Annotated in this window: 24 protein-coding genes; 15 read left to right on the top strand and 9 right to left on the bottom strand. The window is 56.0% G+C overall.

The annotated features are described in order from the left end of the window. The first annotated feature begins 35 nt into the window (after window positions 1–35). The 3 genes from RBB80_RS09270 (at window position 36) to RBB80_RS09280 (ending at window position 4,211) form a co-directional block, all read left to right on the top strand. Window positions 36–1,961: a glycoside hydrolase family 3 C-terminal domain-containing protein gene (locus RBB80_RS09270; RefSeq protein ID WP_433967927.1), complete on the top strand. Its 1,926-nt coding sequence runs from the start codon at window positions 36–38 to the stop codon at window positions 1,959–1,961. Next, the gene (locus RBB80_RS09275; protein WP_433967928.1) at window positions 1,876–2,475 is read left to right on the top strand and encodes a fibronectin type III-like domain-contianing protein; all 600 of its coding nucleotides are present in this window, start codon (window positions 1,876–1,878) and stop codon (window positions 2,473–2,475) included. The genes RBB80_RS09270 and RBB80_RS09275 overlap by 86 nt, the downstream gene beginning before the upstream one ends. Before the next feature lie 1,028 nt (window positions 2,476–3,503). Then, window positions 3,504–4,211, top strand: coding sequence for a hypothetical protein (locus tag RBB80_RS09280; protein ID WP_433967929.1), 708 nt, complete (start codon window positions 3,504–3,506; stop codon window positions 4,209–4,211). Window positions 4,212–4,660: 449 nt separating this feature from the next. On the opposite strand, the gene RBB80_RS09285 is transcribed toward RBB80_RS09280, so the two are convergent. Further along, window positions 4,661–5,065, bottom strand: coding sequence for a hypothetical protein (locus tag RBB80_RS09285; RefSeq protein WP_433967930.1), 405 nt, complete (start codon window positions 5,063–5,065; stop codon window positions 4,661–4,663). A 281-nt stretch (window positions 5,066–5,346) separates the two neighbouring features. Between RBB80_RS09285 and RBB80_RS09290 the strand changes: the two genes are divergently transcribed. The 5 genes from RBB80_RS09290 to RBB80_RS09310 all read left to right on the top strand — a co-directional run bounded on the left by RBB80_RS09290 (window position 5,347) and on the right by RBB80_RS09310 (window position 9,757). Beyond that, a complete protein-coding gene (locus tag RBB80_RS09290; protein WP_433967931.1) occupies window positions 5,347–6,465 on the top strand; it encodes a hypothetical protein in 1,119 nt (372 codons plus the stop codon). A gap of 7 nt (window positions 6,466–6,472) precedes the next feature. Beyond that, window positions 6,473–7,177 (top strand): VWA domain-containing protein, encoded by a 705-nt coding sequence (locus RBB80_RS09295; protein WP_433967932.1) that lies wholly within the window; start codon window positions 6,473–6,475, stop codon window positions 7,175–7,177. 5 nt (window positions 7,178–7,182) lie between these two features. Beyond that, window positions 7,183–7,548 carry a hypothetical protein gene (locus RBB80_RS09300; protein ID WP_433967933.1) on the top strand — a complete coding sequence of 122 codons (366 nt, stop codon included), beginning with the start codon at window positions 7,183–7,185 and terminating at the stop codon, window positions 7,546–7,548. 155 nt (window positions 7,549–7,703) lie between these two features. Beyond that, on the top strand, window positions 7,704–8,558 hold the full coding sequence (locus RBB80_RS09305) for a tryptophan 2,3-dioxygenase (RefSeq protein ID WP_433967934.1): 855 nt from the start codon (window positions 7,704–7,706) through the stop codon (window positions 8,556–8,558). Continuing rightward, the gene (locus tag RBB80_RS09310) at window positions 8,555–9,757 is read left to right on the top strand and encodes an aminotransferase class V-fold PLP-dependent enzyme (protein ID WP_433967935.1); all 1,203 of its coding nucleotides are present in this window, start codon (window positions 8,555–8,557) and stop codon (window positions 9,755–9,757) included. The genes RBB80_RS09305 and RBB80_RS09310 overlap by 4 nt, the downstream gene beginning before the upstream one ends. 307 nt (window positions 9,758–10,064) lie before the next feature. On the opposite strand, the gene RBB80_RS09315 is transcribed toward RBB80_RS09310, so the two are convergent. From RBB80_RS09315 to RBB80_RS09325, 3 genes are all read right to left on the bottom strand, one after another. Then, window positions 10,065–11,084, bottom strand: coding sequence for an MBL fold metallo-hydrolase (locus RBB80_RS09315; protein ID WP_433967936.1), 1,020 nt, complete (start codon window positions 11,082–11,084; stop codon window positions 10,065–10,067). A gap of 360 nt (window positions 11,085–11,444) precedes the next feature. Beyond that, a complete protein-coding gene (locus RBB80_RS09320) occupies window positions 11,445–11,939 on the bottom strand; it encodes a hypothetical protein (RefSeq protein ID WP_433967937.1) in 495 nt (164 codons plus the stop codon). A gap of 251 nt (window positions 11,940–12,190) precedes the next feature. Then, window positions 12,191–12,352 (bottom strand): hypothetical protein, encoded by a 162-nt coding sequence (locus RBB80_RS09325; RefSeq protein ID WP_433967938.1) that lies wholly within the window; start codon window positions 12,350–12,352, stop codon window positions 12,191–12,193. 527 nt (window positions 12,353–12,879) lie between these two features. Here RBB80_RS09325 and RBB80_RS09330 point away from each other — a divergent pair. The 3 genes from RBB80_RS09330 to RBB80_RS09340 all read left to right on the top strand — a co-directional run bounded on the left by RBB80_RS09330 (window position 12,880) and on the right by RBB80_RS09340 (window position 14,743). Next, the gene (locus RBB80_RS09330) at window positions 12,880–13,212 is read left to right on the top strand and encodes a c-type cytochrome (RefSeq protein ID WP_433967939.1); all 333 of its coding nucleotides are present in this window, start codon (window positions 12,880–12,882) and stop codon (window positions 13,210–13,212) included. Between the two features lie 278 nt (window positions 13,213–13,490). Next, window positions 13,491–13,709 (top strand): hypothetical protein, encoded by a 219-nt coding sequence (locus RBB80_RS09335; protein ID WP_433967940.1) that lies wholly within the window; start codon window positions 13,491–13,493, stop codon window positions 13,707–13,709. A 23-nt stretch (window positions 13,710–13,732) separates the two neighbouring features. Continuing rightward, window positions 13,733–14,743: a threonine/serine ThrE exporter family protein gene (locus tag RBB80_RS09340; RefSeq protein ID WP_433967941.1), complete on the top strand. Its 1,011-nt coding sequence runs from the start codon at window positions 13,733–13,735 to the stop codon at window positions 14,741–14,743. Between the two features lie 48 nt (window positions 14,744–14,791). Here the strand turns inward: RBB80_RS09340 and RBB80_RS09345 are convergent, their stop codons facing one another. From RBB80_RS09345 to RBB80_RS09360, 4 genes are all read right to left on the bottom strand, one after another. After that, the gene (locus RBB80_RS09345) at window positions 14,792–16,399 is read right to left on the bottom strand and encodes a copper resistance D family protein (protein ID WP_433967942.1); all 1,608 of its coding nucleotides are present in this window, start codon (window positions 16,397–16,399) and stop codon (window positions 14,792–14,794) included. An 11-nt stretch (window positions 16,400–16,410) separates the two neighbouring features. Then, the gene (locus tag RBB80_RS09350) at window positions 16,411–16,776 is read right to left on the bottom strand and encodes a copper resistance CopC family protein (RefSeq protein ID WP_433967943.1); all 366 of its coding nucleotides are present in this window, start codon (window positions 16,774–16,776) and stop codon (window positions 16,411–16,413) included. 52 nt (window positions 16,777–16,828) lie between these two features. After that, the gene (locus RBB80_RS09355; protein ID WP_433967944.1) at window positions 16,829–18,148 is read right to left on the bottom strand and encodes a cytochrome P450; all 1,320 of its coding nucleotides are present in this window, start codon (window positions 18,146–18,148) and stop codon (window positions 16,829–16,831) included. 173 nt (window positions 18,149–18,321) lie between these two features. Beyond that, the gene (locus RBB80_RS09360) at window positions 18,322–19,464 is read right to left on the bottom strand and encodes a fatty acid desaturase family protein (protein WP_433967945.1); all 1,143 of its coding nucleotides are present in this window, start codon (window positions 19,462–19,464) and stop codon (window positions 18,322–18,324) included. 423 nt (window positions 19,465–19,887) lie between these two features. Between RBB80_RS09360 and RBB80_RS09365 the strand changes: the two genes are divergently transcribed. From RBB80_RS09365 to RBB80_RS09375, 3 genes are read left to right on the top strand one after another with little or no spacing between them, the layout of a single operon-like run. Then, window positions 19,888–22,077: a fatty acyl-AMP ligase gene (locus RBB80_RS09365; RefSeq protein WP_433967946.1), complete on the top strand. Its 2,190-nt coding sequence runs from the start codon at window positions 19,888–19,890 to the stop codon at window positions 22,075–22,077. Continuing rightward, window positions 22,074–22,664, top strand: coding sequence for an SDR family oxidoreductase (locus tag RBB80_RS09370; protein ID WP_433967947.1), 591 nt, complete (start codon window positions 22,074–22,076; stop codon window positions 22,662–22,664). Before RBB80_RS09365 ends, RBB80_RS09370 begins: the two co-directional genes overlap by 4 nt. 8 nt (window positions 22,665–22,672) lie before the next feature. Beyond that, the gene (locus tag RBB80_RS09375; RefSeq protein WP_433967948.1) at window positions 22,673–23,182 is read left to right on the top strand and encodes a hypothetical protein; all 510 of its coding nucleotides are present in this window, start codon (window positions 22,673–22,675) and stop codon (window positions 23,180–23,182) included. A gap of 203 nt (window positions 23,183–23,385) precedes the next feature. Here RBB80_RS09375 and RBB80_RS09380 read toward each other — a convergent pair whose 3' ends face one another. Continuing rightward, window positions 23,386–23,808: a hypothetical protein gene (locus tag RBB80_RS09380; RefSeq protein WP_433967949.1), complete on the bottom strand. Its 423-nt coding sequence runs from the start codon at window positions 23,806–23,808 to the stop codon at window positions 23,386–23,388. Between the two features lie 250 nt (window positions 23,809–24,058). On the opposite strand from RBB80_RS09380, the gene RBB80_RS09385 reads away from it, so the two are divergent. After that, window positions 24,059–26,011, top strand: coding sequence for an MMPL family transporter (locus tag RBB80_RS09385; RefSeq protein ID WP_433967950.1), 1,953 nt, complete (start codon window positions 24,059–24,061; stop codon window positions 26,009–26,011). Window positions 26,012–26,013 lie beyond the last annotated feature (2 nt).

Genomic DNA, 26,013 nt, shown 5'->3' on the forward strand with positions numbered 1-26,013 from the left:
CTGTCGACAAGCGCGTCGACGATCTCCTTGCCAAGATGACGCTCGATGAAAAAATCGATCTCATTGGTGGTGACACCCCTTTTCGGACCCATTCCATTCCGCGATTGAGTATCCCCTACTTCCAAATGGCGGACGGCCCTGTGGGTGCGCACATCCCTGCACCTACTATTGCGTACGCCGCAGGCATTGGTCTCGCGGCTTCGTGGGACAGGGCGCTCGCCCTCAGCGTCGGCCAGCAACTGGGCCGCGATTCACGCTCTCGCGGTGCGGCCTTTCTCCTCGGCCCAGGCGTAAACATCTATCGCGCGCCAATGAATGGTCGTAACTTCGAATACTTCGGTGAGGATCCGTTCCTGGCGAGTGCGATCGCCGTCGGTTATATACGAGGCGTCCAGCAGGAAGGTGTGTCGGCGACGGTCAAGCACTACCTGGGTAACAACTCCGAGTATCTTCGCCACGATTCAGACTCGATCATCGATGAACGAACACTTCGTGAGATCTACATGCCCGTCTTTGAGGCTGCCGTGAAGACTGCCAAAGTAGGCGCAATCATGGACTCCTACAACATCACCAATGGTGAGCACATGACGCAGAACGGGCGTCTTAACATCACCGTCGCAAAGGATCAATGGCACTTTCCAGGCGTCATTATGTCCGATTGGGTCGCGACCTACGACACCGCTGCAGCTGTCAAAGGCGGCCTTGATCTCGAGATGCCCTTTGGCGTCTATCTCTCCAAAGAAAAGATACTTCCGCTACTGAAGGATGGCACCATCACTCAGGCTGAGATCGATGAGAAGGTGCGCCGAATCCTCCGGGTGGCAGTCGACTTCGGCTGGCTCGACCGACCACAGATGGACACCAGTATTCCCCGTTACAATCTCGATGGCCGTGCGGCCTCTTTGCAGGCGGCGCTTGAAGGGGCAGTCCTGCTCAAAAATGACAACAACGCGCTTCCTCTTAACAAAGCCGTACTCAAGACGATCGCAGTCATCGGACCGACGGCCACCCAAACCGTCACTACCGGTGGTGGCAGCGGCGAGGTAGTCAGCTTCGCCAACACCAATCTCCTGGTGGGCATAAGTAATTTCGTTGGCCCGCAGACAAAAGTTCTCTACGCTCGTGGTATCCATAGCGTCAACCAGATGTCACGGTTGACACGCTTTACGACCGACTCGCAGGGCACAATACCGGGAGTTACGCACACCACCTTCGCAAAGGCGAGCCTCGAAGGAGATGTCACTGGCACCGTCACGGAGACGGCAATGCTGACTGCTGGATCCACCCGCCGCGAACCTGAAGAGCAAGAGCTGAATGCGCTTACCTCCCACAAGAGCGCATCTCCCTACGTGCGCACGACCACCAGCAGCCGTTGGACCGGTTATTACACCCCCGCCGAAGCCGGCAAGTTCGCAATCTTCGTCCAGACCGATGGAAAATATCGGCTTCTAGTGGACGACGCGGTTGTCTTCGATAGCTCCGTGGTCCCGAAATACATCCTCAACCAAACAACGCTGGACCTCACTCAGGCTCCGCATAAAGTGGTTTTGGAGCAACTCTCCCAGCAACTCGGTTCTGTCTCCGGCATGCGAGTCGGCATTGCTCCTCTCAGTACGATCGTAGAGAAAGATGCCCTCGAAATGGCTTCACACGCCGACACGGTGATCCTCGCAGCGGGTTTCAATGCATCATCAGAGTCTGAAGGCGGAGACCGCACGTTCGAGCTTCCCGTCGGCCAGGAGGAGCTTATTCAGCAAATTGCCGCCCTCGGCAAGAAGACGATCGTCTTCATCACCTCTGGTGGCAGTGTCGATATTTCAAACTGGAAAGATAAGGTGCAGGGAATCTTCGAGACTTGGTATGCAGGGGAAGAGGGTGGCACCGCTGCGGCTCGCCTCCTTTTCGGAGAAGATAATCCTTCCGGTCATCTGCCCATCAGCTGGGAAAAAGATCACGGATAATCCCAGTTACCGCAACTATTATCCGGATGCCGGCACCAACAAAATCGTCTATCGAGAGGGTATCTTCGTAGGTTATCGCGGCTACGAGCATAATCACGTAGAGCCGCAGTACCCGTTTGGATTCGGTCTCTCCTACACGACATTTTCTTTCAGTAAGCTTAAAAGCACTTCTTCGGCCGACGGTCACCTCACGGTGACGTGCGATGTCACAAATACAGGCAGTCGTTTAGGGGCTACTGTGGCCCAACTGTATGTTGGTCAGGCTTCAGCCACGGTAGAGCGCCCCGCAAAAGAACTAAAAGGTTTTGAACGGATCGCTCTGCAACCCGGCGAGACAGGGCACATCTCGTTTAGCCTTGACCCTCGCAGCTTTAGTTACTTCGATGTCAAGTCGTCAAGCTGGCGGGCAGACGCTGGAGCATACGATCTGACTTTGGGCGATTCCTCACAAGACAACCAGCAGAAGATTACAGTCCAACTTGAAAAGTCTCTGACCTCGTCTGTCAGCGACTAGTCGACCTGTCAAGGCCGTCAAGAAATTGGCTTGAACGCGGTCGAAACGCTGCCCGCAATCGTTCGTCGCGACGGTGCACGGTTGTGGGCTGCGTAATGAAAGCAGCGCCATGATTGCGCAAGACCGGAATTGGAGCTTCGGGTCGGCAATCAGACCGGAAGCCCCAATTTTGCGGGCTCAAGATTGTCTTTCCCCATCATTCCGGCGTAATCCTAGCAAGACACTCTGAATGTGCGGCTGAATCGGCTAAATCGATTAGGCCGATTAAAGGAATCGACACAGTATTAGATAACGGTCTTTCATAACTGAGGCAAAGCCCCATTGCTTCCTAAATCCTGGGAACGACGGCAGAATCTTATATCTATAACAAAATAAGAGATTTATTCGCGTAAGTCGACGTCCCGAGGCTCCCCTTGGTGTCAGGACATGTCGTTGCGGGTCAATCCTGCAGACCCAAATATGAAACTTGGAAGAGCGTGATGCCAGCGACAGGCGATGCAGGAGCTGAGTCTCCCTCTGAAGGATTCTTTTTTAGGATTTTGTTTGTTCTCCTCTGGCAAATGGCGGCAAAGAGGTAGTACAGTACCCTCCAACACTGCATGCCGTAAATCTTTTTGATCAGAGGTGTTGAGGCATAAACCGGATAGGGCACGCCCACCCGTCGAAGGGAACAGCCGATAGATCGCGTATCTGTGAAATCAATCCGAGTTCGCGGTAGACTGCCGGTCCTTAGTTTTCCACTCATTTAGACTTCGTTCCTTGATTGGTTGTCACACCCGTTTCATCGGCGCTATAAGTTCTTCACGGTTCTTAGAAGGTGTCCAGCGATGAAGTCCCCGTTCCGTCTATCGCCCATTCCCACAGCGGTATGGCTATGTCTCAGTGTTTATTGTCTGACTCATCCCTGCAGCGCGAGTCAGGCGTCTGCCCTATCGGGTCCGTCGGACACTCAGTCGCTCGCGACAAAGGCGTCGGCTTCTCAAAGGGATAATGTCATAATCCCCGGTCCTCTTCGATCTTTTCTCCGCATGGCGGGCATTAGCCAGAAGGTCTCTGAAGACGATGTGTTAGCCCTATTAGCCCGAAACGTCTATCTCCGTGGTTATCAGCAGAACACTCCGACCGAATTTCTTATCTTGATTGATCGTTACGTGAATCAGGCGAGAGAGCTGCAGGTTCTGGCAGGAACGAGCAGCACGATCCGGGTTGCCGGTTGTGACGACGCTGGCACCCTGGTCCAGATCCTTGGTTATCGGTTGCGTGAAGGGTGTGGTCAGAAAAACTTCACGTTAGAGACGGCAAACCCGGAGAGAGCTTTTCTTACCATCGATTCAGGTTTTCCTCTGGTTGAACTCGAAGAATCTCTCCAGAAGGGGATACCTTTTACCTATCCCTATCCGGCATCTCGGGTTCCGGTGCTGTTCCACGAAAGCGACTGGATTGGCCTAAGCCAAAGTGCGAAGTCAAGATCGGGCAGTCTGCTAGACGCGCTGCTCAGCGACGCTTCTGTAGCTCGCCTTTACTGGGCCCTCGCTAAGACAGACGACGAGACGGCCCTCGCGTTGCGGAATGCGCCTGGTCTCAGGAAACTGCTCCCGTTTGGAAGCATCCTGGATTTTTATGGAAGTCAGATATGTGTTCGCTCTGGACGAGTGATTGTTCCCGGGGAGAGAGTGCTTCCGCGGATTGGAAGGAGCTGGTCGGCGCGAGTCCAGCGTCGTCGGGGGAGTTCATAACCGACTTGCTTGCCAAAGATAGCGGCTGGCTGGCTGCCTACTATGATGCCTTGTCACGTGTCAGTCGGAAGCAGCAAATACACCTTACGGAAGCTCCGCGGCTAAAAGAACTTTACGACGTATTTCGGAAAGGGGCTAACGGAACCAATGCCGTCCGAGGAGTATTTCCGAGAGCACCCGATCTTTTGGTGCTGTTTACTCGCATTCAATGGGAGTCTAACGGCGATCCCTACGTGCCAGGAAATCTCGAAGTTTGGAAAGAGATTCTTCTCCAAAAGTCCGACTCCAAAATTGTTCGCAGCTGGGTCAAACGAGCCCGGAACTGGAATCGTCCAGAACAGTTGCTCGAAACAATGACCGCACTTTCCTCGATAGACAGTAATAGCGGACCGCTCCAGATTTATCTCACATTGAGTGAATTAGACCGCGGACGGCCGCCAGGGAATCACTTATCCGCAGAAGGAGTGCGTCAACTGGCTGATCGATTTGCAGAACTGAACAATTGGTACTTGATGTTCGCTGAGTTTCCAGCTTTGAACGAAGCGGGCATTATCAGCTTCATGAGGTCGACGGACGCAATCGACAAAATCTCCAACCAGACAATGCGTGGGAATGCCTTGGGAGCATTTCAGGCAACTGTCGGGCTCTGGCAGATCCTCGCCCGACAAGGACAAATTCCAGAGCGCGAACTGAACACGTCCTGGCAGAAAGTGATCGAACCATTCACTACGATCTCCTCCTCCACACAACTCTTCGACAGTACCCAGAAATCCCTCCAGGAACTTCTGCTGGCGGCAGGCGCTAAGGCGGACTCCTCTCAAGAAGATCTCGTTGAGTTGCTTGCTGGCCCTCATCAGGTGACCCCGGACGGACTACGCGAGCATATCGCGTTAGCCGCTAGAATCAATTCGGTTCTGGAAGATCAGCGGCTGGTCTCCTTGACACGTTATTCGCTCTTAGTGACGGTCTCAAGGAACTCGCTCAGGGGAGAGGCAAGAGCGACGCACTGCTTCCACTTGCGGCAGAACTGCGTGAATTTGACCTGCCACGCCCGATCTTCACCAGCAGTGAGAAGATCAGCTGGGCACCTCCGAACTATACCGCCCATCACGCGGAACTACAGGTGCGTACGGATTTGACCAAAGTTATTAAAGAGCACGGTTCGCACGTTCAGCTTGAAACAGCTCGTGGCCAGCTCACGCCCTTCTTGCGCGACACTCTGGTTGGTTTGAACTACGCGTACTATGAACCCCCCGGCGCTCAAATGCTTCACCATAATCCGCTCTTCGTCCGTTCGCACGACTTTCTCGGAGTTTCGATACAGAGCCCGGATCGACTATGGAGTGCTCCCATGCTGTTGGGCGCAGGATCGCCTGCTGGTGGCGGAGCGTATCTGGTTGGGTCTTTAGTTGATCTGTCTTACGCGTTAGCAACAACGGAGCAGGACTTCATCTCTCCAGAAAACATACAAGCACTAATTTGGAAAGATTTAGTGCCGGAACTTTTGGTTAGCGCAACCCTGCCGCGCTGGTGGAGAGTGACACCGGTTGAACTTCATGCCGTCACCCTCTATCAGAAGTCTGGAGAAGAGTTATTGACCGCGTCTGCAGGAAATCCCCAGATCAGGGAGAGGGTTGTCGGCATCCTCTCTGATCGTTTGACGTCGCAACGACTGGAACGAGTTCAACTGTCACTGTTTCGTTCGGAGGATGTGGCTGCGATGCTTCGGCGAATGACGCCCGCCGAGACCTCTTACCTTGCTGCCGAGTATGGCACCAGGTTTCCCGAAGAAAACGGTTCCTGGGGACCCGCAAGTCAACAACTTCAGGAGCTGCAACGACACTATCCAGTGGAAGTAAGCTGGGAGCATCTATCGAGAGACTTCGGCGTGCCTCATCCGACGCTGGCCCGAACCAACGCTTGCGAGCTGCTGAATGTAAAACCCTTTCCCTTCTTTGGCTCTTATTCCAGCCGCCTGTTCGGAGAGTCATGGGAGTCCAGCAACTTATATTGGGCTCGCCTTGCAGATGAGATGGGTTATTCACCTGTGGCACTGAACAGCCTTGTCCCAGAACTGAGCCGACGTGCCATCAGTAAGATCTTTGCCACGGAGCCCGATGATTGGCCGGCAATCCTTCGTGCCATTCAAGAAACAGGAGAGGAGTTTCGACAAGGCAAAACTGCCAGTTTCCCAGGCAGCAATATCACTTCTACGATGTCTGGGCAGGCGAAAAACGATGCGAACACACGTTAGGAAGAATATGAAGCGACATTTTCTATTTCTCTGGCTACTTTCATTCCCCTTCTACGGCGGTGGCTCCGGTGCCGCCCAAAACGATACTTCGCGCATTCGCGTGAGCGTCGTGCTTGTACAACTGAATATCGCCGTAACTGACGGAAAGGGGAACTACGTTAGCGGTCTCAGTCCGGAAGACTTCTCTATCACCGAGGATAAAATCCCCGAAAAAACTGCCACCTTCGAAGAGGGAAACGAACCACCCAGGCGATTGATTGACATTGCTCCGTCGGGCGCCCGCCTTCCGCAGGACGCAGGGAAAGGTGCGGTGACGATAGTGCAGAAGTCAGCTGGGGTAGATCAGGTTAAGACTCCAGACTTATGGGCGGCGGGGGCCAACGTTTTTATTCTCTTCGACACCAGCAACTACATGTATCGGGGATTCGTATTCGCGCAGGACTCCATCGCCGATTTCATCCGGTCTCTTGAAGGCGTTAGCAAGGTCGCACTTTATTCTTACAGTCGGGATCTTTCCCGCGTATCTGCCCTTACGTCCGACCGGTCGCAAGCCTTACGTGGCGTGCGCAATACAGTTGCCGGTGATGACGCTGCACTCTATAACTCCCTCTTGCTGACGGTAAAGGATGCCGCTCGTTTGACAGGAAAAAAGCTATCGTCGTCTTTTCTAATGGTCCTGACAATGCAAGCCTGGTGCCACCGGAGGATGTAGCGGAATTGGCCCAATCCACCGGAACAATCATTTATATGATCAGTACTCAGCAAGCCGAAGATGAACCAGTTTCTACAGCTGTCTTTGAACGAATGAGCAAAGTCACCGGCGGTAAAGCCTATTTCTCGAAGAGTTGGAGAGATGAGAAACAGGCCTTTGCCTCCATTCGAGATGACCTGGCTCATCTGTACACTCTCAGCTACTATCCACAACCCAATCCGAATCGCGGGTGGCGCACCATAACGGTAAAGCTCGTTGGCAAAAATCTGCAAAAATATCACATTCGGACCCGGGATGGTTACCGCCTTCTTCAGCAGACGCAGTCTGCAGACAATTTACCGTTGCCTGGTCCGGATCCTGCTTCGCCATAATCCAGTGGGAGCTGAAACAGCAATTATTACGTAGATCCCAGTTCTAACGGGTACTTCTGCAACGAAACAATCCCATACGCAACGCGTAGCCATCATCACCTACCTTCACTCGCAAATTGTTCCACTGGGAAGTTAGTATTCGTATGTAGGTGAAGATGACAAACTCCAACCAACGTCCCGTCGAACCAGACATCGTAAGCGACTTTTCCGACAGACTAAGCTACTCGGGTTACCTTTCCCTTGACGGCCTACTTGCGCAACAGCGACCGTTATCTCAGCCGCCGCATCATGATGAAATGTTGTTCATCGTCCAGCACCAGGTTTCGGAGCTATGGATTAAGCTGGTGATCCACGAGCTTACGGCCGCGATCGACAAAATACGCCGTGACAGACTTCCACCCACCCTCAAAATTCTGTCGCGCGTAAAACTCATCCAGATGCAACTCTTCGAGCAGTGGTCTGTCCTCGAAACGCTGACGCCGTCGGAGTATATGGAGTTTCGATCCGTTCTTGGAAGCGCTTCGGGATTTCAGTCGTTCCAGTATCGCAAGCTGGAATTTCTCCTGGGCAATAAAAACCTCGACAACATTAAAGTGTTCATGCATGATGCAGCGATCTACGAGGATCTCACTTGCACCCTCAATGCTCCCAGCCTTTATGACGAGTTCTTGAGGTATCTGGCTCGACACGGCTATCGCATTCCCGGCGAATGCCGCGATCGCAACTGGTCTACGCCTCACAGCAGGAATGAAGCTCTCGTGGAAGTCTTTCGCGATATATATCGGAACCCAAAACAACATTGGGTGGCGTATGAGATGTGCGAGAAGTTGGTGGACGTGGAGGAATACTTCCAACTCTGGCGCTTCCGTCATCTCAAGACGGTCGAGCGCATCATCGGCTCTCGGCACGGTACCGGCGGCTCCTCGGGCGTAGGCTTTCTACGCCAGGCGCTGGAGCTCACCTTCTTTCCTGAACTGCTTGCTTCGCGAACCGAGGCACCACGGGAATGAGTCTCGCAGATGCTCTCGCAGCGATAGGCCCAGGTGTGCTAACAGAAGATACTCTCCGCCATCATGTTTTTCCGCTCTTCTCCGGCACGCTCGCGGCACCGGGTATCTATTTGGCGAATCACTCGTTGGGCCGTCCGCTCAATCAGACGGAAGAGGATCTTCGCGAAGGCTTTCACCTTTGGCAAACTAAGCTTGGAGAGGCATGGGGCGCTTGGCTCGAAGAAGAGCATGTGCATCGCGCGCGATTGGCTCAACTCGTTGGCGCTTCGAGGCCAGACTGTATGGTCCCAAAGGCTTCAGCAGGACAAGGCTTGCGAACCGTTCTCAACGCACTTCCCGGTATTCCCCGAGTCGTCTCGACGACAGGAGAGTTCGATTCAATCGATGTGATCCTCAAGCAGTACGGAGCCGTTGGAAGAATCAACCTTCAGTTTGTCTCCTGCGAAGCGGCTGATGGCGGTGTCGATCTTTCACAACTGATGCAGAAGATTCATGGTGGTGTGGATCTCGTCGTCATCTCTCAGGTCATGTTTATGACCGGGCGGGTCGTGCCCGATCTTGATCTTCTCGCAGACTACTGCCATGAGGCGGGCGCTCGTCTCCTCGTGGATGCTTATCATTCCGTCGGGGTCTTCTCGGTCAATGTCGCAGACATGAAGGCTGACTTTATGATCGGGGGCAGTTACAAATACCTGCGTGGCGGCCCTGGTGCGGCCTTCCTTTATATATCGCCGGACGCTCTTTCCAATGACCTGAAGCCGATCGACATTGGGTGGTTCGCCAAAGACCAACCTTTTCTCTACGATCGACCCAACCCACCACGCTTCGCGCATGGAGGAGATGCGTTCCTCGAGTCAACTCCTCCAGTCCTGACCTACTATCAGGCTCGGGCTGGTCAGCAGTTCGCTCTTCAGATGGGGGTGACGCGAATCCGGGCGTATTGCGTCGACCGTCTCAGTCGCCTCAAACGATATCTCGCGGATGTTGGAATTACAGCGGAGGGCGCGGACGATCAACACGGTGGTTTCCTGACGATAGAAGACGCTGCGGCGGCGGCGCTTGCAGAGACACTCGAACGCAGCGGCATTACGACAGATGCACGCGGCAATCGGCTTAGGCTCTCACCCGACTACCTCACGCCAGATAGTGCGTTACGTGAAGTGGCAGCGACCCTGGCATCTATTCGTGCTGCGGTCTGAGCGACAATTACCGAGCCAGTTCGAGCCTTAGGTCGGCGGCTTGGACCCTTGCACCGGCGGGTTTGGGGATATTTTTTTGGCGCTGGGTTTGGTGGTTTTTGCTGGGTATTTTGGCGAAAATAGGTGTTTGGATGTGGTGTTTTGATGGTGTGGTTGTGGTGGAATGCGTGGTGGAGATGGTGTTTCAGCGGTCAGTTTTCCAGGGTCGAAAAGTACGCCATCGATTTCGCATTTATTTTCAGGGTTCCCGTTTTGATATCGCAGCCTCGCACCATTTCGCGTAAATGGGCTGGGTTAGCTGCGCCTACTACTGAGGCGCGTGGTTCCACATTTTGTCTTTCTCTTCTTTTTCGTGGATTTTGAATCGGGCTTCCTCTGCAGGGCTCATGAAGTTTGAACCGACCGGCCAAACGGAGAGGTCCCGCAGCGCAAGTCGTCTTGGAGTTCCGTGCATGGAGAGCAGGGCATCCTCAAGCTCGAGCAGAGCGCCGCGTGAGAGGGCAAGTTCGTGTTCGTTGGGTTGGTACATGGTGCCAACCGGATAGTCGACATACGGAGTGCTGGTCTGCTCGATGTGATTGCCGAGGATCTGCGCGACTGGTTTGCCCTCGGTGAATTTGATCAACCTCTCCACGCTGGCCTGGAAGGCAGGGAGGTCTGCTACGTAGAGTCGACCTGGATAGACGGTGTCTCCGGCGAGCAGGACTGCCGTTTTCCGGTCGTAAAGGGCGACGCTCACCGCGCTGTGGCCGGGAATTGGAATGAGATCAATGATGCGGTCGCCGAGGTCTACGTGTCCGATGTCCGTGGGCCAGTGTTCGATACCGTAGAAGCGCTTTGTCGCTTCCACCTCCGATGGGATGAAGGTCACCGGCATCGCGGGGTTGTTCATCGCCTGCAGCTCCTTGTCGCCCCAGATGTGGTCTTCGTGCTCATGAGAGTGCACCACGATCAGCGGGATGTTGGTGCGCCCATTGCGTGCGAGCCAGTTCTTGACTGTTCGTTGAAGCGCTGGCGCCAGGTTGCCGTTCCGCGACCCGGTGTCCATGAGAAGGGCTTTATCCTTGCCGAAGAGGAGGTAGATAAAGGGTTTCTCAAAATCGGTACAAGGGGACTGCCGGAGAATGTAGAGGTTCGGGTTGTACTCATGGACCTGCCACTCGGGGATTTCCATGCACTTCGGCTCCTGAGATAACCAGTGAGCAGGAAGAACACCTCGCTCAATGTTGCCGCCATCTGGCTGCGGAAGCTGCGCCAGAACGGACCCAGAAGAGAGGGACAGCGCAATGGTCAGGGCCGTTGCAGCCAGAGCAACTCGAAACATCATGACCTCGATTCTAGAGCTTGATAGTGGAACAGGCAGATAGATCGTCTCACGAAAAGGAGTCATCACTGAATATGGTGCGCATCCCGGGCGGTGTGCTTCAGTACGAATGCTTCGATATGTTCCGGTTCAGGCCCCAGGGATGAAATCCCTGGGCTGCGCACGCTCGCGCAAAATGCACATTCTCGCTGAGAAATCCATTGCCAATCGTTGCGTGCCTTCTGGTCTTTCATCTTTGATCCGGAGAGATTCTCCACACGGTACCCTGCATCAAATTCGAAAGCCACACTGAACCGAACCCGAACCTTACGCCGTCTCCGCCCTTGCCTGCCCATTGCTTAACTGGAAGATTCTTCGTGGCGTCTACCTGGGTGAGGGGAAGTCAAACAGAGCCGTCCATACTGAACCTGCGCCAAATGTAATCTCTCCGCCCTCGCCGGGGATGCCGCATGCGATCGTTGCGACGAGTTTGTCAGTCTTCATGTCAACCCGCGAGATGGTTCCGTCGCCCTGGTTCAGCGTCCAAACCGAACCTGCTCCAATCGTAAGAAAGCGTGGCTTCGGGCCGACCTGGATCGTTGCGATTACTTTGTTCGATTTCGGGTCGATCTTCAGCAATTGATCGTGACCAAAGGAGGAGATCCAAACAAACCGATCCCCAAAGGCCGGATTCTCCGAACCTGTCGGCAGCTCAAGCGTTGAGGTGATCGCGTTGGTGTTTGGGTCAACGCGTACCAACTTGCCTGGCTTGACGACCATCCAAATGGACCCATCGCCTACCGTGATACCGCCTTCGGAGTTTGCAGGGTCTGCGGGAATCTCGGCTATCACTTTGCCGGTCGCTTCGTCGAGTCGCACGAGTTGATGCGTTGCGCAGCTTGGAACCCACACCGACCCCCAGCCGTAAGCGAGCCCGGAACAGGGCCGTTGCACTGTTGCGATAAGGCCCGGTTTGCCGGTTGAGGGAAGTAGCTGCACAACGTGATTTACGCGCGCGCTTGACACCCAGACCGAGTCCCTGGTCATCACAGACCAGTCGGGTGAACCTTCAACCGGGTATATCGTTTCTGGCCTGAGTTCGCTGAGTGGCCGAGCGACGCCTGGGGTCGTCACCCCGTCCGAACCACCTTCGGTGGCCGTAACGTAGTGGCTGCCGGCGGCAGCACCTGTTGTCCTCGTGACGAGATAGCCGCCATCGGTCCACTGGCGATGAGGCTGGCCGCAATCGCAAACCCGACTCTGCTCGCTTTTCCATGATTGATTAAATTCATGATCGTTCTAGACACTCCGCGTAGCACCCGCTGGTTTATGGGAGAGGAACAGGTTCTGATTGAATTGGCTTCCTTCTATCAAAACAAAGGTTGATCGGTTTTTGATCGACATGGAATTCGTTTATCTAGTGCATAGAAAAAATACTCCCATAGCAATTCTCTATCGCATCAATCCACTTTTGCCACCTCGGGCGACTCCCGCATAGTCTCCGCATCAACGTGCTCAACCTGAATGCGAAGATGAAGGCCGGAGAGTCTAACGATGTTCTCTTTACGCCGGATCAGACAGGCGATTTCAAGGCGGACTGTGGCGTCTACTGCGGTGTGGGACACAAAACGATGACGATGAGGGTGATGTGATTCAATAGTGAGATGAGACCGGTTCGTTTCCCTTCCCTGAGTCTGCTCTCGATTTTGTCGATTGGCCTTTCGGGATGCCGCGTCAGCGCACCGTCCGCGGCGGAGACTCATGTCGTCAACTGGACGAAGCACCATGTCACGATTGGGGGAAAAAAGACGTCAACCCAGTGGCCGCGAGTGCAGAGAATATCGAGGACGGCAAACAGAGTTTTACCTCCTACTGCATGGTTTGCCACGGGCTTGATGGCCAGAATACGGGCGTGCCTTTCGCAGCGTCGATCTCTCCGCCGATCCCCTCGCTTGCCAGCGCCGAGGTTCAGGCCTATACGGATGGGCAACTGAGGTGGATTATCAAGAACGGTATCTCTCCTTCCGGCATGCCTGCCTCTGACAAGGAATTTTCCGACGACGATATTTGGCACATCGTGCTTTACATTCGGCACCTTCCGCCTGCCGGCAGTCTCGGTGAGCCGACCGTATATGGCGGTTCGGCGAAGTAGCATCGAAGATTGCGCATTACGCCCTGGACAACAAACATCGTGCTCAACCAAGCCGCCCTGCACCGCCAATGCAAGATGAGTTCGACCGCGTATGGTTATAAGAAAATCGTCAAGCGTTACGTAGGCTGCTGCCTTGACCATAGTCCGTAACAAGCACTGGCCTCCACAAGGTTCGAGCGGATTCGGCTCGCCTCGGGTTGGCTTCATCTTTCAATGTGACTCGCTTCTGGATCAGAGAACGAATTGCCACTTTCGAATGATGGCAATGAGGTGCCCGTATGAACTTCGAGGAGCGTTGCGATCTTGTCCTCGCCTTTGCTCGAGTCCTGTTCGTGAATGGTCAATCCACGCAACAGACGCTGGACGCGGCCGGGCGGGTGGGCGACATAGTTGGGCTGCATGGCAAGATCTTCGCGCGCTGGGGGAGCTGCAACTCCAGGCCAAGGCTGGGGATGTTGGGCTTCTCGCCGCCGTGGCGGCCGATCCTATCGGTGTAGACATGGATCGCGTGGCGTCCACGATGCGGGCGGTAGAAGATCTCAGCGGTGGCCGGATCGCGCTCGCTGCTGCAACGGAGGCGATCACGACGATTTCACAGGCGTCCCCGGCGCCTACATGGCTGTTTACGCTCGCCGCAGCGGCAGGCGCCGTTGCCCTGGCGGTCATCTTCGGAATCCAACATCTGCCCGAGGCAGCCCTCATCTTCGTAAGCGCGGGTGCCGGTGCCGTCTTGCGTCGCAAGTTAGCTCAGTACGGCACAAACGTTTTCGTGCAACCATTTCTCGCCTCGTTGCTCGCTGGCGTTATCGGCGCACTGGCGGTTCGGTATCAGTTGAGCTCAACCCTGCGCCTTGTCGCAGTCTGCCCCTGCATGATCCTGGTGCCAGGGCCGCATGTGCTTAACGGCGCATTGGATCTGATCAAGGGCCGCCTTGATCTGGGCACCGCCCGCTTGATCTATGCGGGACTCGTGGCCTTGGCGATCTCAATCGGACTGTTGCTTGGACTCGCCCTTCTTGGCGCCTCCTTTCCTTTAGACCCAGCCAGCCGGGACGTACCCTTGTGGCTCGATACGATCGCCGCCGGCGTCGCTGTCTTCGCGTACAGCGTCTTCTTCTCCACGCCGCTACGCATGCTGGCGTGGCCGGTCGCCGTTGGGATGCTGGCTCATGCTGTAAGGTGGTGGTCAATTTTTGTATTTGGTTCCAGCGCCGCGACCGGCGCCATGGCCGCATGTCTTGTCGTCGGGCTGATCCTTACGCCAGTTTCGCGCCGCTGGCACATGCCGTTTGCGGCCATCGGCTTCGCTTCGGTCGTATCGATGATTCCGGGTGTCTTCCTGTTCAGGATGGCTAGCGGCGTTGTGCAACTTGCCGGCGGCTCGCATCCGACGTCGGAGCTCCTAAGCGCGACAGTTGCTGACGGCATGACCGCCGTCACGATCATTTTAGCGATGAGCTTAGGTCTCATCGTTCCCAAGCTGGTGATTGATCGCCTGAGTGAGAGTGCTCGATCTTCTCTTTTGAAGTGAAGTCACGCCACCGGAATGATCAAGACTCCCCGACGCGATTTACAACCGTTATGGCAGTTCGCGGTAATTCAGCAGAACGATGCCGACCAGTGCCAGGCATAGCGGCCAGAGGTAGCTGGTAATGCTGGCCATGCGGCTCCTGGGTAAACGCAGCTCTAGCCATCGGCTACATCCCGCCGTGATACCAAGCAGTGCAACAGGGGTGTGGCTCAGCTCCGCAAGCATTGATTCCTTCACGTCCTTGGCCGAATGTTCGTGTGTCAACAACAGCGCAGCACCGAGAGCACACATTGCCGGAAAAACGTAGCTTGCCCACCGCGCTCGCAACTTACCTGCCTGCACCGCACATTCGAATGCGGCGAAGACCACGATCAGGAGCGCCCCTACACGATGTTGCAGCACGTCGGGGGCTGCAAAACTCTGCCAAAAGGGACGTGGGCCAAGAGGCCAGTTTTCCGGGTCAGCGCGCAACAGGATGAAGACCGCTAAACCAGCAAAGCTCAGCGGCCAAAAGCGGGCCCAGCGCATCGTGCGGTGCCGGCTTAGAAGCGCCAGCAGCCCTGCGATGAGCACGATCAACCCTGCCCAGTGATGGTTGTACTCAGACCATGCTCTGTCGGTGTCGTCGCTCCCGACAGAGGCAACGAACTGACTGTCCTGGACTGCCACTGCAAGTGAACTCGGAGCAGCAAGCGCAGCCAAAGGGGGACTGCTCATGCGCGGCGTCTCCGGATGCAAGCGGACGTAGATTTCGTGGGATGTCAGCCGGTCCTGAGCGTTCACATCGATCGCGGGTGCCTGTGCAGTCAGCGAAGCCGCCGTCAACACTGCGAGAAACCCAAGACAGACCTCCGCCTCGACGACCCGGCGCAACCGCACCAGCAAAGGCTCGGGATCGCTGGCCAGCCGCCGAACCAAAAACCAATTTCCGGCGCCGAGCGTAATCATCGCCAGCAAAAGAAAGATCTTGGCAGCCAGCATGATGCCGTAGGCCGTGGTGTACATCCCGCTCCACGATCCTACGTAAAACCAAGCCATACCTACTCCGGCCAACACAAGCGTCGCCGCACCCGCCAGCGCCATCCTGGAGTAACGCTGAGTCAACTGCCGGGCCTCGCTCGAGTCTTCGACGCGGCCCAGGGAGGTCAAAAGATAAGCCATTGCGCCAATCCAGGCCGCTGTGCCGAGATGATGTGCGGCCGTAAGAACCGCTAACAGAACGCGATGGTCGATGCGGGCCGCCGCGTGGCTGGTAGAGACGGTTGTCGCCAACAGCAGCAGGCTTAAGGGAAACAGCCCGACCGTCGCTATATTGTTTTTGAATCGCGCGCAGATCCAGAGTCCAATCGCGAACAGGATTCCGAGGAGATCGGCGCGGAAGAAGCTGGTAGTCGTCACGTCCCTGAACGTCAAATCAGAGCCGCTCATCAGGATGGCGCCAGAGAAGCAGACCAGAAGCAATTGTCCAACCACAAACGCGAGTGCCGCCATCCGGATACCGCGGCGGCAAAGATCCTCGACGGCCCCGCTTGCCCTCGCCGGGCGGACCACAGCCAGGAGAAAGGCAACGCCTCCAAGGAGCAGCGCCTCGAAGGCCAGCGTTGCCGCGCGTGCTAAGACACTCAGCAGATCAATATCGCGCAAGAACCAGATCAAGAGGGAGGCCTCTATTCTACTTGGAAGGGAACTTTACCACGCGTGATGTGTCCATCCGTTGCCAGCACCTGCCAGCGCAATACATAGGCCCCTTTGACAAGTCCGGTCAACTTGGCAGACAGCACACCGGGTTCGGGCTCGCTCTCGATGGCGACCTTCTCCACCTTTCCATCAGGCTCGAGCAGCGTCAGAGTTGAGTGCTCTATGTCGACCCGTGAGTTGTACTTGAGGAGGACGGCGACCTCCGTTCCTGAAACGGTACTATTAACGCCTGGCTGAGAGCTAACCAACACGGCGTGCGCCAACGCAACTCTGGGAAGAAACAGCGTGATACCGTAAGCAACAACGATCGCTGCTACAGAACAAGGTGTAAACATCCGACTGTTCCTGCGCATATCGTCCCCTCCCTAAGTGCTTGGGCCCGATTACTCAATCCCTAAACGATTGCATGACGGTGCGTGCGATTGCCTGCGTGAAGCTCATGCGAATCCCGTGCTTCGGCCGTAGGATGACCATAGGGCGCGCTTCAATCATCTGGCCTGGAATCAGCTGAAAGTCGTACTTTCTAAGCAGATCGCTCAGAATCATAAGAATCTGCAGCATCGCGTAGTGACCGCCGATACAGCCCCGGGGTCCGCCGCCGAAGGGCAGATGGGTGAAGGGAGTAATCAGCTTCTCGTTCGCTTTGGTAAAACGCTCCGGTTCGAAACTCTCCGGGTTCTCCCAGTATCGCGGCGCATGATGCGCGCCGTACACGAACACAATCACCGTAGATCCTCGGGGTATTACGACATCGCCAACGCGGTCGTCCGCGACAGCCATGCGGTCGACCATCCAGAACGGTGGGTAGAGGCGCAGCGCCTCCAGAATGACCTGGGTCGTAAAGGGCAACCTGGAAACATCGCTGAAGCTCAGAGGCGCATCGCCGAGCACGGAATGGAACTCTTCCCGTACTCTCTCGAGACAATCGGGACGCGAGCTTAGGAGATAGAGAAGCCACGATAGAGCGTTCGACGATGTTTCATGGCCCGCGACCAGGAGTTGCATGCTCTCGCTCAGGACCAGCTCATCACTCATGCCTTCGCCGTCACTGTAACGGGCGTCCATCAAGGTCTGCAGCAGATCGGTGCCGGGCGCCTGGTGGCGGCGTGTCTTGATGTACTCCATAAGAACGCCGTCCGCGCGAGCCCGCATCTCCTCGTGTCTCCGCAACTCACCGGAGACCTCAAACCACGGATTCAGGTAGGGCTGAAGAGTCTGCCGAACTATAAATTCCTGGACGGTGCAGATCGTATTGCTGACGACGTCGATGTCTTCGTCCTTCAGCTTGGCGCCAAAAAGCGAACGGGCGACCATCGCGAAGGTCATCTTCATCAGATGGGGGTAGATGTCGACGGGGCCAACACGAACTTGTCTATCGAAGTCCCGCAGCGACTCGGCGAGGGAGTCCTGCATGATCGCGGATAGAGCCTCAAGCTGCTTTCGGTCGAAACCCTTCTGGATAAGACGTCGCTGTGTTTTCCAGGGCTCCCCGTGGGTAGTCAGAAGACCTTTGCCCAGGAAGTGGCCCATCCGCTTCACTTGAATTTCGGACTTCTGGTAATTGTCCGCATTCGTCTTCAAGACGTGCTGAATGACAGCGGGATTGGTAGTGACGATGGCCTCTTTAATGCCACCCAGATAAAACTGGAATGTGTCGCCGAAGAGTTCGGTGTACTTTGACAACACCTGCACAGGATTGGCGGCCATGGCGCGCGAATCCGCAAAAGAACGAGATCGTGAGACAGAGGGTATTGGAGTGGGCAACGTCACACCTCGCTGCCTAGATGGCGGTCCAGACACCTGCGTAGGACAGTGGGGAATTTCATGTAGTTTGCCTGAAGCGATCGGGTAGCCATAGGTAAAAGACTAAACGCTCAAAATTAGTTTTCGTTTCCCAGTTGCTTCAAAAGTATCAGATGATGCCAGATTGCCCGGGTCATGGTGCGATGCTGCCGATAGGGAACGCCAAACTCCTCGGCGGTCTCCTTCACAATCCGGGTCAGCGGAGCATAGTGGGTGTGGCACACGAAAGGGCACAGATGATGCGCGATGTGGTGGTTGAGACCGCCCGTGAGCCAGCCTACGACCGGGTTGCCCGTTGCATAATCGGCCGTTGTCGCGAAGATGTGATAAACGCCGTTATCAAACTCGCTGCGGTTTGAAGGAAAGTACGTTGTGTCGACAGTATGCGTCGTTTGGAATACCAGCGATACGGTCAACCCGATGATCAAATGGACCAGCACGAATGCCCCGGCGACCAGCAGAGGCGATCTCCCGAGCACCGCCACTGGCAAAATGAGCATGTACGTCAGGTAGAACGCCTTCCCCGCGAAGAGGATGACGTATTCCCGCAGCGGATGCCGGTCGCGTTTCAGATAGTCGTGGGACGGGAAGAAGAAGCTCTCAAAGTCCCTGACGAAAACATAGTCCAGGGAGAACATCGCGTAAAAAAAGAGCGCATAGATGTGCTGGAACCGATGCAGGCGCGCGCGCGGTTCATGGGGCGTAAATCGAAAGATGCTCCGTCCCGTAAGCGCGTCGTCTTCACCGTGGACATTGATGCAGGAGTGGTGGCCTCGATGATGGAGGATGCGCCACATGTACGAGTTGATTCCACAAACATCGAAGACATAGTTCAGGATCTTGTTTATGGACGGCACAGACGAAATAGCGTTGTGGTTGCTGTCATGGGCGATATTCAGCAGAAGGAAAGTCTGGGCGAGACCGCTCAAAGCATAGAGGGCAAAAAACTTCCACGAGTCCGGCTTCAGCGCGTAGAGGGCTATCCAACTGCCTGCCAGTACCGTGAGACCCGCGGCGATCTTGACCCACATGGTGCGGTCGGCCTTAGGAGAAAGCTTCTGTTCCGCAAAAAATCTGTCGAGTCGGCGGCGTAGGACCTTCGGGAAGGAAGACGGACCGGCCGGATCGCCCATGGACTGCCGTGGCCAGGCCTCAGGTGGTACCAGATCCTCTATCTCCGGCTTCAGGCTGATCACCGCTTCTTCGTTGCCAGACGTCACCGGAGCCTCCACAATCCTGTTTAGTCTGCCCGGCGCATCCCGGTTGGTTGCATCGGAAGGCCTTGAGCAGCAACATATCTGTGGGCCACCACCGACAGTGTCGAAACTTCATAGTAGCGTGAAGATCCGACGACAATCAAGCGAATTTAGGTCGGGGGTAGCCGGTTTGGGGCGTGCCTCCATCCTGAAATCAGAGACTTGCCGCATTGCTTGGTAGCTCTGCTAACATAAAGCAACCGGATCGAACGATGCCAAGGCAGAGAATGTTTATGTCTTTGTTCTCACATTCGGCCATACTGTAATTCCGCACTCCGAGACTCAGTCATATTTCACCTGACCAGGACACTGGGGAGCAGCGAAAAGTTTTTAGTCTTTTGCGTACTGAGTTTTGCTATTCAACCTCGGGGGTATTGCTGATCTCTTATGGCGTCGATCTTAGATCAACTGGATAGGCTGGGAGAGGAACACCCACACAAGCTCCTGTATTCGTATCTCGACCTGAACGGCAACCCAATCGAGTGTTATTCGTATGCGTCTTTCATTGAGCGCACGAAGGCAATCGCCGGTCACCTGCTCAGGGAAGGTGGTTTCGCATCGCAGGATCGGCTTCTGCTCGCCTACCCGCCGGGGCTCGAGATGATCTGCGCGTTCTTCGGTTGCGTGCGCGCCGGACTGATCCCCGTGCCGGTATATCCTCCGAGCTCTCGTGGCTTCCAGAGCGCACTTTACAAGATGGTCCACATCGCCAAGGATTGCCAGGCGTCCGGGATCTTAACCAGCGCAGACTACCACGCGTCGCTGAAGACAAATCTCACCCGAAGTGGGGTCTCGGCATCCGGTGTCGACGTCGACTACATCTCTGGTCTCCCGTGGATTGTCACCGAAGAGTTCGTAGACAGGATTCCGAACGAACCTTTCTTCGACACTTCGCAGGTCCTGTTTCTCCAGTACACGTCGGGGTCGACGATGGAGCCCAAGGGTGTGATGGTGACGCACGAAAACATCCTCGACACCTGTCCGCTCGTGATCGACCATTCTGACCCGGTCGTCGTATCCTGGCTCCCGCAGTATCACGATATGGGTCTGATCGGCTGCTACCTCTATCCTGCGCTGAGAGGCGGAACCACCTACGGCTTCTCTTCCATGGACTTCATTCAGCGGCCGATCCTGTGGTTCGATACGATCACAGCCTACCGGGCCACGGCGACGGCGGCTCCCAACTTCGCTTATGACTATTGCCTTCGCGCCGGAAGACTCTCCAAGGAGAGCCTGAAAGAGTGCGATCTCAGCTCCCTCCGGGTGTTGATGTGTGCTGCGGAACCCGTGAAAGCGGATACTTTCACGCGTTTTCTGGAGGCGTTTGAACCTTACGGATTGAATTCAGAGAGCTTTTATGCCGCCTTCGGACTCGCTGAGAATACTCTCGCGGTTTCACTCGGCGGCCGCACGATCGTGTCTGTCAACAAGCGTGCCCTCGCGCTGGGTAAGGCGCGCATGACGACAGAGGTCTCGGAGATCGACGGAGCAACACAGATTGTCAGCTGCGGAACTCCACTCGCGGGTATGGACGTCAAGATCGTCGATCCGGAACAACACGTCGCTCTGAAGCCCGGTCACATCGGTGAGATCTGGATCGCAGGACGCGGTAAGTGTTTGGGTTACTGGAACAATCCGGAACTGACACTGAAACAGTTTCGTGCACGGCTCGTGGATGATAGCCCCTATGACGACGGCTACCTCAGGACCGGCGATATGGGATTCTTCCACGACGGAGAACTCTTCGTCTGTGGCCGCATCAAGGACATGATTATCCTCCGCGGGCAAAACCATTATCCGCAGGATATCGAGAACGTCGTGGAGCGAGCGTCGGGCCTGATCCGGAACAATTGCGTCGCTGCGTTCCAGATTCACGAAGACAGCGAGCCTGCGCTGGCAATTGTGGCCGAAGTGAAGAATCCTAAGTCTCTTCCGGATGCGCTAAAGATTGCCGCCGCGGTCCGCAATTACCTCAACGTGGAAGTGGCGTTGATCTCCTTCATAGCACCTCGCGCGATCCCGAGAACGAGTTCGGGCAAGATCATGCGCCATAAGACCAAACACATGTGGCTGGAAGGTGGGTTCACCGTTCTCTCCGAGTTTTCGCGGGAGAAGGACGCCGGGTCGTGCGAGTCCGGCTCGGGCGTGCAGTCGTCGTTCGACGAGTTGAAGGCCCGGTACAACCTGACAGGCATGGAGTCGTACAACCTGGTAGAAGCAGGGCTGGACTCCCTGGATCTCGTGGTGTTCATGCATGAGCTTAAGGAGCTCCTGAAGGAAAAAGGCGCAGACATGCTGGCGCGGCAGGTCGACATCGGAGTCATTCAGCAAGTCAGCGTAGCTGATCTGTTTCGACTGGCGGAACAGTTGGAGAGTGCGCCTGAAGAGGCGCTGGTTCACCTGCGTCATTCCTTGGCGGCTTTCCGCGATGGCCAGCGTGCAGCGGAAAAAGAGATGATGAGCAACGATAGAAATCTCATCTTCAACCCTCCCGTACCTGCATCTTTGCCCCAGATACCAGTCCCGAATCATGTGCTGCTGACGGGGGCACCGGTTTCATCGGACCGTTCCTCATGAAGAGCCTGCTGGAACAGACGCGGGCGAAGATCTATGTTCTGGTCAGGTCGTCCGACGAAGTGCAAGGCAGGCAACGATTGCGGGCGGCGATGGAAACAATGGGGCCCTGCCCCGCAAGGCTGATGCAGACGTTTGAGGCTCGCGTCATTCCCATCTGCGGCGATCTGGGGCAGCCAATGCTCGGCCTGACGCAGGACGTCTGGGATTTCCTCGCCAGTGAAATCGACACAGTGTTCCACAACGGCGCGACCGTGAACTACTTGTTCAACTACGACCGCATGCGTGACGCGAACGTGATGGGAACCAATGAGGTCTTGAGACTGGCGTTCGAAGGAAGGTCCAAAGAATTCAACTACGTCTCGACTACCTTCGTGTTCGGATGGGCTGTCAAATCAGTCCTGTATGAGACCGACTTCAACAAGAAGATGGAGCTTCTTGATTTCGGATACAGCCAGTCCAAATGGGTAGCAGAACAAGTGGTCGCAGACGCGCGCAGCCGGGGACTATCCACTCGCATCTTCCGGCCCGCTCTCGTCAGCCCCTCGGTTACGGGGGAGGCAACAACTTTGATATCGCCGTTCGCTTAGTGGCGTTCATGGTCAATCACGGCATTGGAGTCGACGCTCTCAACCAGGTCAGTTTCGTTCCGGCCGACATTGTGGCCAACAATATCGTTGCCATCTCGACTACTCCTGGTACGGCGAACAAAACTTACCATGTGGTGCGGGACGATTATGCGAACATGCTGGATATTACCGGGCTCATTACCAAGTCGACCGGGCGGCAGTTCGAAATATTCAGCATTTCGGAGTTCGTTCCCGAACTGATCCGGAGATGCCGGAAGGAAGATCTACTCTTTCCTCTGCTGGATTTTCTGGTTGGCTCGGTGGACAACATCTCCGCGATGGAGTTCAAGCGCTATGAGAGTTCCTCCTATCAAGAGGCTCGCGATGCCTCTACGTGGGGCATTGCGGATCCGTCACTTGAGGATACAGTCGGCGGCATTTTGAAATTCATGCACCGCAAGGGGATCATTTCGGTTGCGGCGCGTGAGCTCAGCACTGCGTCATCGCTCGCTGAACCACTCGCCTTCACAGATGCATAACCGCTACTGCTTTTTGAACACCATCTTCTCGGTTAGGTGCTGGCCGGTTTCCAACGAGCCCGCGGTGGTTAGCGTCATGTGCTGCCCGTCAGGCGAAACTACCCACCGATCCTTTTGGGTCAATTGATCGTCCCGCCGGTAAATTGAATCCACCGTATGAGAATCGACGAGATCGAGCGTCACGGTATCGTTGCGGGAGTTTTTCAGATCGTACTGCTTCCCATCGAAACGGGCGGTGTAGCTGAAATCACCCAAAAACGGACTGCACCGTTTCCGTCCGGCTCAATCTTCAGCGCCAGCCCTTGCCGCATACGAGTCTTTCCGAGATCCTGCGTCCACTCGCCGGCGAGTAAGTCGCGGCCGACCTTCGCGCCTCCGGTCCGGTTCCATACTGTGATCTGGTCAGCATGGCCCGTGCTCGCAGTCGTGATTGTCAGCTCGTTCCCATCCTTCGAGAGCTTCTCGCGAACCGTCGCCACGGCAACCCCATCCTTCTTTTCCTTCACCTCGGCCTGCTTCTTATCGATCCTGCGCAGTTCGACTTGGTTGAACGCCGGATTGCCCGGAACGGGTGTGTTGTGTCCGCCCGATTTTGCCGTGAAATCGAGATGAGTCTGACCAGACATGACCACGTGTACCGCGTCATGGAGATCTGTGACGGAGAGCCTGTCCGGAGGGTTCAGGCTAGACTGCGCGGAGACGAGCGTCCAGGAGCCAATGCGAGGATCAGCGGCTCCCGATGAGGAGGCGGCAAGCAGTGCGAGCAAAACGAAGTTGAGAATTGATCCTCCTAATCTGACGAAACCAATTTAGCAGACTGAGAAAGCCGGGTTGGATTGGCGTCGGGCACCTGGATTCCAGCTCCCAAGAATTTTGATGCCATCGGAGTATGCCATATCACCTTACCTGGCGACTATTTTGTATGACATCATGGGTCTCATGCATGTGCGCCGTTTCTGGGTGGCCGGGGTAGTTCTTGTCACCGCCATTGCGCTTCTTCCATTTTCTTTTCACGCCGAGCGCCATCTGGAGACGGCAACCCATGTCGAAGGCAGCGAAGCGGAGAGTGTCCGGCAGGAGTTGGCCAGTCGTTTTCGTTCGCCATTCGTTGACCGCGTCGTCCTGGTCATCCAGGGACTTCCACCCGCGGATTCGGAGGAAGGCGGGCAAGCGTTAGCAACCATTGTGGCGGCACTCAAAGCGGAACCCGGCGTATCCGGAGTCGTCTCCCACCTCGAGCTGCGCGATCCGATCTTCCTGGGCAAAGGCGGCGGAACCTTCGTCTTGATCGGCTTGTCCTCGACCGAGGGCCCAGTGGAGTCGTTTGTTCCAAAGCTTCACGCACGGGCAAACTCTCTCGCCAGCCAATTGCGTGGCCGTTACCCGGCGGTAAAGCTCGAACTGACGGGCGAGCTTCCACTGAACTTCGACATTCGCAAAGCAAGCGCCGACGATGTGCGACGCGGCGAAAGTCTGGTCATTCCTGCGACCCTGGCACTCCTGCTGGTTGCCTTTGGGAGCTTGGTCGCCGCCCTGATTCCATTAGCCGTCGGCCAGCTTGCCATCGCGGCCACTCTGGCGATTACCGGGCTGCTGGCCCACCACTGGCACTTGTCCATTCTGGTCCAGAATCTGGCCACCATGCTTGGGCTTGGCTTGGGAATCGACTACGCGCTCCTCATGGTCAGCCGCTTCCGGGAGGCCATCTCCGCAGGCCACAGCGCATCCGCAGCCTCGGTCGTGGCGGCACGTCAGGCGGGTCGCACGCTCTTGATTTCAGCATCCACGGTAGCCATCGGATTCTTAGCACTCTTGACGGTTCCCATCAGCGAGATCCGTTCCATCGGTATCGCAGGATTCCTGGTTGCCGCAATCAGCGTATTGCTCACGAATACTCTCGTCCCAGCGGCGTTGGCGTTGCTCGGCGCGCGAATTGATCTTGGCCGGATGCCGTTTACTCCGAAACTTGATGCGCAGCGGGCCGCACGTACAGGAAACCGCTGGAGGGGCTGGGGCAAGGTCATCGTCGCCCATCCCTTTCTCGCCCTGATTGTGGCAGGAGCCCCCATGCTTCTACTCGCCTGGCAAGCCAAGCACCTGAATACCAGCGTCCCTACAGGGAACTGGCTTCCAGAGTCGGCGGAATCGGTCCATGCGCTGCACACGCTCGAGCAGATGGACCGCGCCGGAATCGTCTATTCGATGCGCATCATTCTCGAACTGCCAGGGGTCTCTATTGCACAAACAGACGCTGGATGGAACGCGCTCGATCGCCTCAGCCAACGCCTCGCGAGCGACCCCCGTTGCGCCCGCGTCATCTCTATCTCAACCATTGCCGAGCACAACCGCGCCTCCCTGACCGACCTTTCGCGCGAAACACGACGCACCTTTCTAAGTGGTGACGGGCAAGCGGCGCTGCTTGAGGTGCTGCCCGCCACTTCGGTTTCCTTACGCGATCAGGTCGACTGGGTGCGGGAACTCCGCAAGACCGGCGCCGCAGCTCTCACCGGAGTGCCTGGAGCGAGACTCCGAATCGGCGGCATCCCCGCGCTCAATGCCGATTATCAGACGATTGTTACAGACCGCTTCGTGTCCGTAATGACGATGGTTGTAGTGGCGACGCTCCTGGCACTTCTGGCCGGCTTCCGATCACTCTTCGCCGCCGTGAAGGCCATTGCCCTGAATCTGCTCTCGGTTGCAGCTTCCTTCGGAGCCCTCGTCCTGGTCTTTCAGGATGGACACGGAAGTGGACTGCTGGGAGTTCCCGGGGGACCGGCAGCGTGTTTCCCCTTGTTCCAATCGTCGCTTTTGCCATTGTCTTCGGATTAAGC

The organism is Tunturiibacter gelidiferens (genome assembly GCF_051013345.1).
GTDB classification, from domain to species: Bacteria; Acidobacteriota; Terriglobia; order Terriglobales; family Acidobacteriaceae; genus Edaphobacter; species Edaphobacter gelidiferens_A.

Bases quoted from the DNA above. Each gene is read 5' to 3' on its own strand.
- RBB80_RS09325 (WP_433967938.1), bottom strand. From the start codon at position 12,352: ATGAATTTAATCAATCATGGAAAAGCGAGCAGAGTCGGGTTTGCGATT.
- RBB80_RS09355 (WP_433967944.1), bottom strand. From the start codon at position 18,148: ATGGCCGCCAATCCTGTGCAGGTGTTGTCAAAGTACACCGAACTCTTC.
- RBB80_RS09350 (WP_433967943.1), bottom strand. From the start codon at position 16,776: ATGTTTACACCTTGTTCTGTAGCAGCGATCGTTGTTGCTTACGGTATC.
- RBB80_RS09380 (WP_433967949.1), bottom strand. From the start codon at position 23,808: ATGTCTGGTCAGACTCATCTCGATTTCACGGCAAAATCGGGCGGACAC.
- RBB80_RS09285 (WP_433967930.1), bottom strand. From the start codon at position 5,065: ATGAGGGCCAGCAAGCAACTCAACGAGATCTTCTTGAGAGGAGTCCGC.
- RBB80_RS09280 (WP_433967929.1), top strand. From the start codon at position 3,504: ATGGCGGGCATTAGCCAGAAGGTCTCTGAAGACGATGTGTTAGCCCTA.
- RBB80_RS09315 (WP_433967936.1), bottom strand. From the start codon at position 11,084: ATGATGTTTCGAGTTGCTCTGGCTGCAACGGCCCTGACCATTGCGCTG.
- RBB80_RS09340 (WP_433967941.1), top strand. From the start codon at position 13,733: ATGCGGGCGGTAGAAGATCTCAGCGGTGGCCGGATCGCGCTCGCTGCT.
- RBB80_RS09365 (WP_433967946.1), top strand. From the start codon at position 19,888: ATGGCGTCGATCTTAGATCAACTGGATAGGCTGGGAGAGGAACACCCA.
- RBB80_RS09335 (WP_433967940.1), top strand. From the start codon at position 13,491: ATGAACTTCGAGGAGCGTTGCGATCTTGTCCTCGCCTTTGCTCGAGTC.
- RBB80_RS09305 (WP_433967934.1), top strand. From the start codon at position 7,704: ATGACAAACTCCAACCAACGTCCCGTCGAACCAGACATCGTAAGCGAC.
- RBB80_RS09375 (WP_433967948.1), top strand. From the start codon at position 22,673: ATGGTCAATCACGGCATTGGAGTCGACGCTCTCAACCAGGTCAGTTTC.
- RBB80_RS09370 (WP_433967947.1), top strand. From the start codon at position 22,074: ATGAAGAGCCTGCTGGAACAGACGCGGGCGAAGATCTATGTTCTGGTC.
- RBB80_RS09295 (WP_433967932.1), top strand. From the start codon at position 6,473: ATGAAGCGACATTTTCTATTTCTCTGGCTACTTTCATTCCCCTTCTAC.
- RBB80_RS09385 (WP_433967950.1), top strand. From the start codon at position 24,059: ATGCCATCGGAGTATGCCATATCACCTTACCTGGCGACTATTTTGTAT.
- RBB80_RS09270 (WP_433967927.1), top strand. From the start codon at position 36: ATGACGCTCGATGAAAAAATCGATCTCATTGGTGGTGACACCCCTTTT.
- RBB80_RS09310 (WP_433967935.1), top strand. From the start codon at position 8,555: ATGAGTCTCGCAGATGCTCTCGCAGCGATAGGCCCAGGTGTGCTAACA.